At 68.7% G+C, this 8,775-nt stretch carries 6 protein-coding genes and 1 pseudogene; 4 read left to right on the top strand and 3 right to left on the bottom strand.

Going from position 1 to position 8,775, the window contains the following annotated elements:
* Positions 1–285: 285 nt before the first annotated feature.
* Positions 286–1,290 carry a Bug family tripartite tricarboxylate transporter substrate binding protein gene (locus LHA35_RS27000; protein WP_226614224.1) on the bottom strand — a complete coding sequence of 335 codons (1,005 nt, stop codon included), beginning with the start codon at positions 1,288–1,290 and terminating at the stop codon, positions 286–288.
* Between the two features lie 130 nt (positions 1,291–1,420).
* Here LHA35_RS27000 and LHA35_RS29140 point away from each other — a divergent pair.
* From LHA35_RS29140 to LHA35_RS26985, 3 genes and pseudogenes are all read left to right on the top strand, one after another.
* Positions 1,421–2,116 (top strand): annotated as a pseudogene (locus LHA35_RS29140) (MmgE/PrpD family protein); the annotation flags it as partial.
* Positions 2,117–2,315: 199 nt separating this feature from the next.
* Positions 2,316–2,753 carry an MmgE/PrpD family protein gene (locus LHA35_RS26990; RefSeq protein WP_226614226.1) on the top strand — a complete coding sequence of 146 codons (438 nt, stop codon included), beginning with the start codon at positions 2,316–2,318 and terminating at the stop codon, positions 2,751–2,753.
* Between the two features lie 14 nt (positions 2,754–2,767).
* Positions 2,768–3,544: a hypothetical protein gene (locus LHA35_RS26985; RefSeq protein WP_226614228.1), complete on the top strand. Its 777-nt coding sequence runs from the start codon at positions 2,768–2,770 to the stop codon at positions 3,542–3,544.
* Between the two features lie 7 nt (positions 3,545–3,551).
* Here LHA35_RS26985 and LHA35_RS26980 read toward each other — a convergent pair whose 3' ends face one another.
* A complete protein-coding gene (locus LHA35_RS26980) occupies positions 3,552–4,532 on the bottom strand; it encodes a Bug family tripartite tricarboxylate transporter substrate binding protein (RefSeq protein ID WP_226614222.1) in 981 nt (326 codons plus the stop codon).
* A 73-nt stretch (positions 4,533–4,605) separates the two neighbouring features.
* Entirely contained in the window at positions 4,606–5,817 is a 1,212-nt protein-coding gene (locus tag LHA35_RS26975; protein WP_226614220.1) for a CaiB/BaiF CoA transferase family protein, read from the bottom strand.
* A 622-nt stretch (positions 5,818–6,439) separates the two neighbouring features.
* Here LHA35_RS26975 and LHA35_RS26970 point away from each other — a divergent pair.
* Positions 6,440–8,044, top strand: a complete 1,605-nt coding sequence (locus LHA35_RS26970) for a replication initiation protein (protein WP_226614218.1) — start codon at positions 6,440–6,442, stop codon at positions 8,042–8,044.
* Positions 8,045–8,775: the final 731 nt, after the last annotated feature.

Genomic DNA, 8,775 nt, shown 5'->3' with positions numbered 1-8,775 from the left:
CTTTACGCCGCCGTTCGCTCTGTCGTCGGCACCGCCGCGCGGCGCGGCATCGGCGCCTTTCAGGCTATCCAAACCACCCTACAGGGCGAGTCCGTCCTCGCCCCGGGTTGAGCAGGTACCTCGTCAGCCGTGAAATAGGCTAAAGATGGCGGTGTTCTGCGGGTTTCCGGTGCTGGGGAAGTATCTGCTTTTGCTGGTTTGGCCTGGAAGAAGAGGCAGAACCTTGCAAACGGGGCTGTGTGTTGCGGGCCCGGACGTGCACCAGCTTGGCGGCAATCATCCTGCTCAATCCAGTTTCAGGTCGAGGCGCTGGATTACTTCCCGCAGCACCGTTACGCCCTCCTGCAGTCTGGCCTGGAAGGCTTCCGGTGGCTCCGGGGTGGGCGGCACGCCCTGAGAGAGCAGCCAGTCGCGCATTGCCGGCTCCGTGATGATCCGGGTGATCTCGGCATTCAGACGGGCGATGATGGGCTGCGGCGTGCCGGCCGGGACAAAGAAGCCAAGGCCTTCTTGCAGCCAGATGCCCGGCAGGCCGGCTTCAGCCAGCGTCGGGACCTCGGGTAGCGTGTCGAAGCGTGCCTCTCCTGCCACCGCCAGCGGCCGCACGCTGCCTGCCTGTACATGCGTCTGGGCCAGTGACCAGGAGGCGAACATGGCGTCCAGTCGCCCGGCCAGCAGTTCCGGCACTGCCTGACCGCCGCCGCGGAAAGGAATGTGCGTCATGGCGACACCGGCCTTGGCGTTGATCTGCTCCAGCGCGAGGTGGAAGGAACTGCCGACGCCGATGCTGGCGAAGTTCACCCGTCCAGGATTGGCACGGGCATGGGCGAGGAGTTCCTGGACGGAGGTCACGGGCAGGGAGGGACGGGTGATCAGCAGTACGGTCAGCGCGCCCACCGGGGCGACCGGTGCCAGATCTCGTTGCGGGTCGAAGTCCAACGCGCGGCGCGCCGCCGCAGCGATGACCAGGCCAGAGGTGGCGCAGAAGAGCAGGCTATGCCCGTCCGGCGGTGCCTTGGCGATGTAGGAGGCGGCGATGTTGCCGCCGGCGCCACCGCGGTTCTCCGTCACGACGGGGCGGCCGAGGCTTGCCGCCAGCCGCTCGCCGACGCGCCGGGCGATCGCATCCGTGCTGGCGCCTGGCGGAAAGCAGACGGTGACGGTCACCGGGCGAGAGGGATAGTCGGCGGCAGTCTCGGCTCGGGCCACCGGTGTCAGCAGTAGCGCGGCGGCCAGCCAGGCGCCGCAGAAACGCCAGCGCGCTCCGCCTCCATCGCGTCCCGGCCGCATGCGTTTCCTCCCTCGGTGCTTGGCGGGCAGCCTAGGGTCGGTCCCCTGTCCCCGACAAGTCGGTCGCCCGCCTTGTCGGGCTGCACATGGCCAGACATAGTCCGGGACCAGGGAGCAAGGAAAATAAGCCATGCCTACCGGCTTGACGGAGCGCATCTGCGACCTGGTCGCGCATCCCCTCGCGCTCACCGCCGCGGACCGGGAGGAGGTGCTTCTCGCCTTTGCCGATACCCTGGCATGCGCCCACGCCGGCTGGCAGGAGCCGGTGGCGCGGGCCGTGGCGGATGCTTGGCGCGGCGGCAGCGTGCCACTGCTGGATGGCGGCATGGCTCCGACCGCCGAGCATGCCGCGCTCATTACCGCAACGGCCGGCCATGCCCTTGATTACGACGATGTCCATTTGGACAGCACGACACATCCCTCTGTCGTGCTGGTGCCAGCGCTGCTGGCGGAGCAGGTAGCGAGCGGCCGTCGGCCATCCCGCCTAGCGCCAGCTTTCGCTATCGGCATCGCAGTCAATGCAGCGCTCGGCCGCGCCTTGGGCTTTGCGCATTATCGCCGTGGCTGGCACGCGACCTCCACTATTGGGCCGCTCGCCGGGGCAGCGGCGCTGGCACATCTCATGGGCCTCGACCGCGCGGCGACGCGGCACGCCCTGGCATTTTCCGCGGCGCAGGCGGGCGGGCTGCAGCGGAATTTCGGCGCCATGGCCAAACCTGCCCAGGCTGGCTTCGCTGCCGCCGCTGCGGTCCGGGCCGCGACCCTGGCCGCCGCTGGCCTGACAGCCGATGGCGACATCTTTGCCTCGGGCGGCTTCCTCGACCTCTATGGCGGCGATCCCGGCGCGACCAAGCGCGGGGCAACGGTGGCGTTGGATGCGCGGCCGGGCAGCATCGCACGCAAGCTCTACCCCTGCTGCTACGCGACCCACCGGCTGATCGCCGCTGCGCTGGACGCCCGGGCGCAGTGGGGCGGCCCGCCGCCGGCGGAGGCGGCCCTCACCCTAATACGTCCCGACCGGCGGCATGCAGCCACTGCGCAAGGCTCTGCCGCGCACGGGGCTGGAGGCAAAGTTCTCCGCCGAATACGCCGTTGTCGTCGCACTCTGGCAGGGCAGTGTGGGCCTCGCCGATTTCGAGGACGCAGCGGTGGCCCGGCCCTGGGCCGCGGCCGGTATGACGCGGGTCACGGTCGTCGAGGAGCAAGTGCTGGAGGACGGCAGCCAGGGCCTGGAGCATGGCCAAGCGCGGCTGGAGGTCCGACACGGCAGCCAGGTGGTCGAAGGCCGCGCTGCCGCCATCCCCGGCTCGCCGGCACGGCCGGCCACACAGGCGGAGATGGAGGCGAAGATCGCCGATTGTCTGGTTCGCCATGCGGCGGCCGGCGGTCAGGTGCCCGCGCCGGACGCCTTCCTGGCAGGGCTCGGCCGCCTGCTGGCGCCGGCGGTTGCGGCGGCAGCCTGAGGGAGAGGAACGACATGGCAGTGCTGGCAACCGGCGAGCAGGCGCGGCGCAGCCGCCGCTCCATCGTCTCCAACGGCGTCTCCGCCCATCTCACTACCTTTATCGGCAGCAATCGCTACCTGGCCGATGGCGATGCGCAGCAATTGCCACGGCCGGAGGAGGTCTATCCAATGGCCTTCCTTGTGGAGCAGCCGCCCGGCTCCGTAGTGCAGGCGCACTTCCATGAATCGAACCAGTTCCAGATCGTCGTCGCTGGAAGCGGCGTGCTGGGCAGGCACATGCTGCGCCCCATCGCGGTGCACTACAGTAATGCCTACTCTTCCTACGGTCCGATCGCGGCAGGGGAGGAGGGGTTGCAGTACCTGACGCTCCGCAACGGCTATGACCGCGGCGCGCGCTATCTCCCGGCAGCACGGGAGGCGCTGAAGGGCGTGCGCCGCCGCTACCGCGAGGCGGTGGCCGAGCCAGTGCTGGCAGGCGGCCCCGTGCCAGAGGCGGCGATAGCGGAGGCACTACTGCCCGAGGCTCCGGATGGCCTCGGCGCTTGGCGCCATCGGCTGCCGCCCGACGCAATGCTGCGGGGGCCCGACCCGGCGACGGGCGACGGGCAGTTCTGGGTAGTCACCGCCGGGGCGATACACACCCCGGACGGCGCATGCCTCCCCGCGCTCTCCTGCGGCTTCGTGGGACCGGAGGAGACGCCCTTTGTGGTAATGGCGGGCAAGGCGGGGCTGGAGGTGGTGGTGGTACAGTATCCGCGCGGCCGGGATCATCTGCCCCCATCCATTTGAGGCGGGCTCAGTCGAGCCGTACATTCCCGGCCTGCGCGACGGAGCGCCATTTCCGGACCTCATCCTGGATGAAGCGCGCGAAGGCATCGGGTGGTAGCGATGCCGGCGCGCCGCCGAGTTCCTCGATACGCGCGACGATGGCTGGGCTTCGCACAATAGCGAGCGTCTCCTCGGACAGCCGCGCCACGATCGGCGCTGGGGCATTGGCCGGGGCGATCAGCCCGGCCCAGCCGAAAGCCTCGAAGCCCGGCAGGTTGGCAGCCTCCGCAACTGTCGGCACCTCCGGCACCTGCGGCATCCGCGCCGGCGAGGTAACGCCGAGCGCACACACGCGGCCGGCGCGGATATGCGGCAGCGCTGCGGCCAAGCTGTCAAACATCAGCTTCACATTGCCTGCGATGAGATCCGCCATAGCCGGGGCGGAGCCCCGATAGGGGATGTGCGTCAGCCGGATGCCGGCGGCCTGGGCGAAGGCCTCCGCCGCCAGGTGCAGGCTGCTGCCGGGTCCGCCGGAGGCGTAGTCGATGCCGCCCGGGGCAGCCTTCGCCCGCGTCACCAGCGCGGCGAGATCGGGAATGTCGAGGCTGGGATGCGCGACCGCGATCAGCGGCGTGGTAAAGACCAGCGCGATCGGGACGAAATCCTTCACTACGTCATAGGGGAGCTGGCTAATCACCGCCGGATTGATGGCAAGTGGGCCGGAGGAAGCCAGGCCCAGCGTGTAGCCGTCCGGCACGGCGCGGGCGATCGTCTCCATGCCCGGGATAGAGGCGCCGCCGCCACGATTGTCGATGACGATGGATTGGCCGAGGCGCTCAGACAACCGCTCGGCCAGCAGCCGCGCCATGATGTCCGTCGCCTGACCGGGCGGGAAGGGCACGACGACGCGGATTGCGCGCGCGGGCCAGGCCTGCTGTGCGAGGGCAGGCAGCGGTAGGGCGGTGGAGGCAAGCGCGGCGAGCGTCGCGCGGCGGGAGAGGCTGGCCATGCGCAGATCCTGCGGCGAAACGGACGGGCTGCAAACCGGGCATGGCACCTCGCCGGATCCCATGGGGCGGGCGCTAGGCGCCGTCGCGCTCCCCGAGCGCACCGGCCTCACGCAGCGCCGCAATCTCCGCCGGGGCAAAGCCGAAGCTCGCCAGCACCTCCGCCGAATGCTCGCCCAGCAGCGGAGGGGGCGAAGTCACCTTGCGCCTCTCCCCGTTGAACTGGATGGGCTGCGCCAAGGTCTTCAGCAGGCCGAGCGTGGGATGCTCGTAGCCCAGCACGATCCCGCGCGCCGCCGTATGCGGATGCGCCAGAAGATCGGCGAGCGTATTAATGGCGGCACAGGGTATGCCGGTGTGACCGCAGAACTCGACCCATTCGTCAGTCGTGCGGGTGCGGACGATCTCCTGCACTAGCGTTACCGTCTCGGCGAAGTGCCGCACCCGGTCGGCATTGGTGCGGAAGCGCGGATCCTCCGCCAGTTCCGGCCGGCCGATTCCGGCGGTGAAGCGTCGCCAGAGATTGTCGCTGGCGATGCCGATCAGCACCGGACGATCCGCGGCCTCAAAGGCCTGGTAGGGGCAGAGAGATTCATGACCGGAGCCGGATTTCTCCGGCAGCATACCCTTTTCCCAGTAAATCTGCAGGGAGTAGCTGAGCAGCGCCGCCGCGGTCTCGAACAGCGAGACCTCCAGCCGGCAGCCCTTGCCAGTCCGCCCTCGCTCGAGCAATGCGGCGAGGATGCCGGAAAAGGCGTGCATCCCCGTGCTTTGGTCGATCGGTGAGAAGGGGCTGCGGATCGGCCCGCCCCCGCGCTCTCCGGTCATGGCCATGATACCACTGAAGGCTTGCAGGATGACGTCATAGCCAAGGCCTTTAGCGAGCGGCCCGGTGCGGCCGAAGCCGGAGATGCTGCAATGGATCAGCCGCGGATTAGTGGCGCAGAGCTGCTCCGCGCCGATGCCAAGACGTTCGGCGACGCCGGTGGCGTAGCTCTCAATCACCACATCGGCCTCGGCCGCCATCCGCCGTGCCGCTTGCTGCCCGGTCTCAGTCTTCAGGTCCAGCGCCAGGCTGCGCTTGTTCCGATTGGCACTGAGGAAGACCGCGCCAGCACGAACACCGGGCCCCTCACGGAAGGGAGGCCAGCCGCGGGTATCGTCGCCAGTCCCGGGCGGCTCGATTTTCACCACATCGGCGCCGAGATCCCCCAACCACTGACCGCAGAGCGGGCCAGCCAGGACTTTGGAGAAGTCGAGGACCCGAATGCCTTGCAGCGGTTTCATGGGCCGCGTCTCCCCAGCAGGATCTCGTTAGCCGCGCACGCGTCCGGCGATGGCCGGCATGGTAATACTAAGCCAGGTGACGACAGCGGACAGCAACACCCTCGCGGACCGTGTCCTGTTCGCACCAGAGACTATAACCCGAACCTTACCTTCCAGGGCACTTACCCGGGGTGAACCAATCCCGTTATTTTCCAAAGAGGTCTGGAATGAGTCCTGCTGCCCGGATTTGCCACGGCCCATTGGGTGTTCCTGTCCCCGCCGCATAAGGCGGCGATAGGGAAAGGGCTGGGGCGGCCGCCCGAAGATCGGCGTGTGAGCACGGCGTCACCAACGGTTCAGCAGGCGTCGGCAATGGAGTTGCGAGGCTGGTGGGTGCGCGGCTGAAGGTGTCTATCTTGGTGGTCTACCGGTCGGGCCCGCCCCGGCTTGCGCCACGAGCCAGGGACGCTGGCCTGTCGATGCACTCTCGAGATCCGGAATAACTTTCCCGTTTACAACCACCGTAGGCCACCGCTAGCTGGTCCTGCATTACGGGTTCCGATTCGGGCCTCCGCCTCACCGGGGCGTCCGGTCCCCACTGGATTTCAGCACTGGCCCTGCTGCGGCCAGCGAGGCGCGCAGCTTGACCATTCTGACCAGACCAGGAGATGTCGGCGCTCCCATCGGTGGCGCCGAGTGGGGGGCTGACTTCGCCGCCACCTACCAGGAAAAGCGCCGCCAGAAGCAGGAACGCCGTCAGCGTCGCCGGGCGCGCCGACGGGAGCCGTCGGCGGCGGCGCTGGCTGCGAGCGAGGCCGAGCTTGCCATGGCACAGGCGCGCATCGAGGCCCGCCACGCCGAGGCGCGGCAAAGGCCGGGCTTCACTCTCAGCCTTTGGCAGTTCATCACCTTCCTCGCCCGGAGCGGTGACCCCGATGCCAAGCAGCTCTGGCGTGCTGGCTCGGAACCGGTCCTGGTCGAACAGCGTCGGGCACGGCACGCCCAGTTGCAGGCTGACGTGCGGAGCCGTCTGAGCCTGGGCTATCGCTGGCCCGGCGGCGCGGTGGCCGGCAACCCAGCCTACCCTCGGGCAGCATTCAGCTATGCCGGACTGGTTTCAGAAGAGCATCCCCTGCTCAGGCTGTTCGTCGCCAGCACGCCGCGTGCCACCCGGCTGCGGACCGGCGACACCAAGGCCAGGGTGGACCAGGTCGGCCAGAAGCTGCTGGCCCTCGACAGCGCCTATGTCACGACCGTGCGGGCCATGCGGCGCGTCCTGCGGGTCGAGCTGGATCACGCCTTTGCCGGCGGCTTCGCCGCACTCGCGGCGGCGGTGGCAGCCTGTGGCGTCCCCCTGCCGAACCTCGCGGTCGGCTATCTCGACCCGGCGGGACGGCTGCTCAACCCGCACCTGATCTGGCTGCTCGAGCACCCCGTGGCATTCACCGACAAGGGCGGACGGGAGCCCAGGCGGTTGTGGCAGGCCGTGCTGGATGGCCTGACGGCGGGGCTGCTGCCGATCGGCGCCGACCCCGGCGGCCGCAGCAACGCGCTCCACATGAAGAACCCGCTCTCGCCGCTCTGGGACCATGGGATCCTGGCTGAGGCGCCCTACACGCTGATGCCGGACACCCGCGACGGCGCGGCCGGCCTGGAGGCGCTGGCCCCGGCGCTCGACCTCCACGGCGCACGGGCGCGGCTGGAGGGGGCCAGGCACGAGGAGAGCGCAACGCTGGTCGCGGACCATCCCGATCCGGCCGTGGCCGGGCAGTCGAACGTGCTGTTCCGGCGCCTGAGCGCCTTGGCCCGCCACCGCGTCGTTTGGCTCCGTGACCAGGAGAACGGCACGGAGGACGGGTTGTGCCAGGAACTGATTGCCGAGGCGCTGCGGCTGCTCCCCGATGGCAGGACGGGCGAGTGGCGTGTCGCTGCGACGGCGAGAAGCGTGGCAGGCTGGACCTGGCGCAACTACCGGCCACGGGCTTTGCGTGCTCCCTGCCTTACGGACCAGGAGCGTCGCACTCGCCAGGCCGCGGGTCAGGCCAAGGCCGCAGCCAGCCGGCGGGATGCGACGCTGGCTGTCCTCGTCGCTGTCGCTCGCAGCCTTGCCGACCAGGGCCGCCGTCCCACGCAGGCTGCCGTGGCCGCTGCGGCTGATCGGAGCGAAGGAACTGTCCGCTCTCACTGGCGCGCCGTCGTCGCGGCGGTGCACGCGTCCGGCCGGGAACCCGCAGTTCAGGTACCATAGATAAAAAGGTAGCCGCCGCTGGGCTACGCTGCCGGCTTGGCCTTCGTGGAACGTCGGTGTTCAAGCTCCTCGGGCGGGCGCGCCAGTTGGCGCGCCAACTGTTTCTACTTTTAACGATTTCATATCGGACAAGTACCGAATCACCCAAGTGAAGTAAATGGGCTTTTGGGCCTGAAAATTTTCAGGCCCAAGGTCAAGACAGTAGGGCTTCTCACCGGTTTTCTTGGCGTGCTTCGGTCATGGGTATCCGGGGGGCCTGGCAGCCAAGACGTTCCGAGCCGGCACGGTGATTCGGCAGGCGGTGCACTCTCGTCGCACCATAGAACACAGATTATGCCGGGAAATATGGTCCACTTCCGACCGGGAGCGATGCGCGAAGCGATGCGGCATCGATGAGATAGGAAAACCGAAACCGGATCGGGCTACCAGGAGCAAGCAGTACTGTCATGACTTGCGCCTGACTTTCCCAAGCCTGGAGGCATCATGGTGTGCTCCCGGATTGGCGCAGCGGCGCCGCCACAGGAGCTTTGACACTGGGTGCCACTTACGCGATCGCCAGCGCGGTCGGCAGCGGTGCAGCTGGCCGAGCGGGAGACCTGCAGCGCCGGCCGGGTACCTGCTCAACCCGGGGCGAGGACGGACTCGCCCTGTAGGGTGGTTTGGATAGCCTGAAAGGCGCCGATGCCGCGCCGCGCGGCGGTGCCGACGACAGAGCGAACGGCGGCGTAAAG

It is taken from the genome of Roseicella aerolata, from assembly GCF_020523605.1.
GTDB classification, from domain to species: Bacteria; Pseudomonadota; Alphaproteobacteria; order Acetobacterales; family Acetobacteraceae; genus Paracraurococcus; species Paracraurococcus aerolatus.
The sequence above is the reverse complement of the archived record's forward strand: the minus strand, read 5'-3'. Positions and strand labels throughout refer to the sequence as shown.

What these genes read in the sequence shown, in the direction of transcription:
- LHA35_RS27000 (WP_226614224.1), bottom strand. Translation starts at nt 1,290, where the DNA reads ATGCGGCCGGGACGCGATGGAGGCGGAGCGCGCTGGCGTTTCTGCGGC.
- LHA35_RS26990 (WP_226614226.1), top strand. Translation starts at nt 2,316, where the DNA reads ATGCAGCCACTGCGCAAGGCTCTGCCGCGCACGGGGCTGGAGGCAAAG.
- LHA35_RS26985 (WP_226614228.1), top strand. Translation starts at nt 2,768, where the DNA reads ATGGCAGTGCTGGCAACCGGCGAGCAGGCGCGGCGCAGCCGCCGCTCC.
- LHA35_RS26980 (WP_226614222.1), bottom strand. Translation starts at nt 4,532, where the DNA reads ATGGCCAGCCTCTCCCGCCGCGCGACGCTCGCCGCGCTTGCCTCCACC.
- LHA35_RS26975 (WP_226614220.1), bottom strand. Translation starts at nt 5,817, where the DNA reads ATGAAACCGCTGCAAGGCATTCGGGTCCTCGACTTCTCCAAAGTCCTG.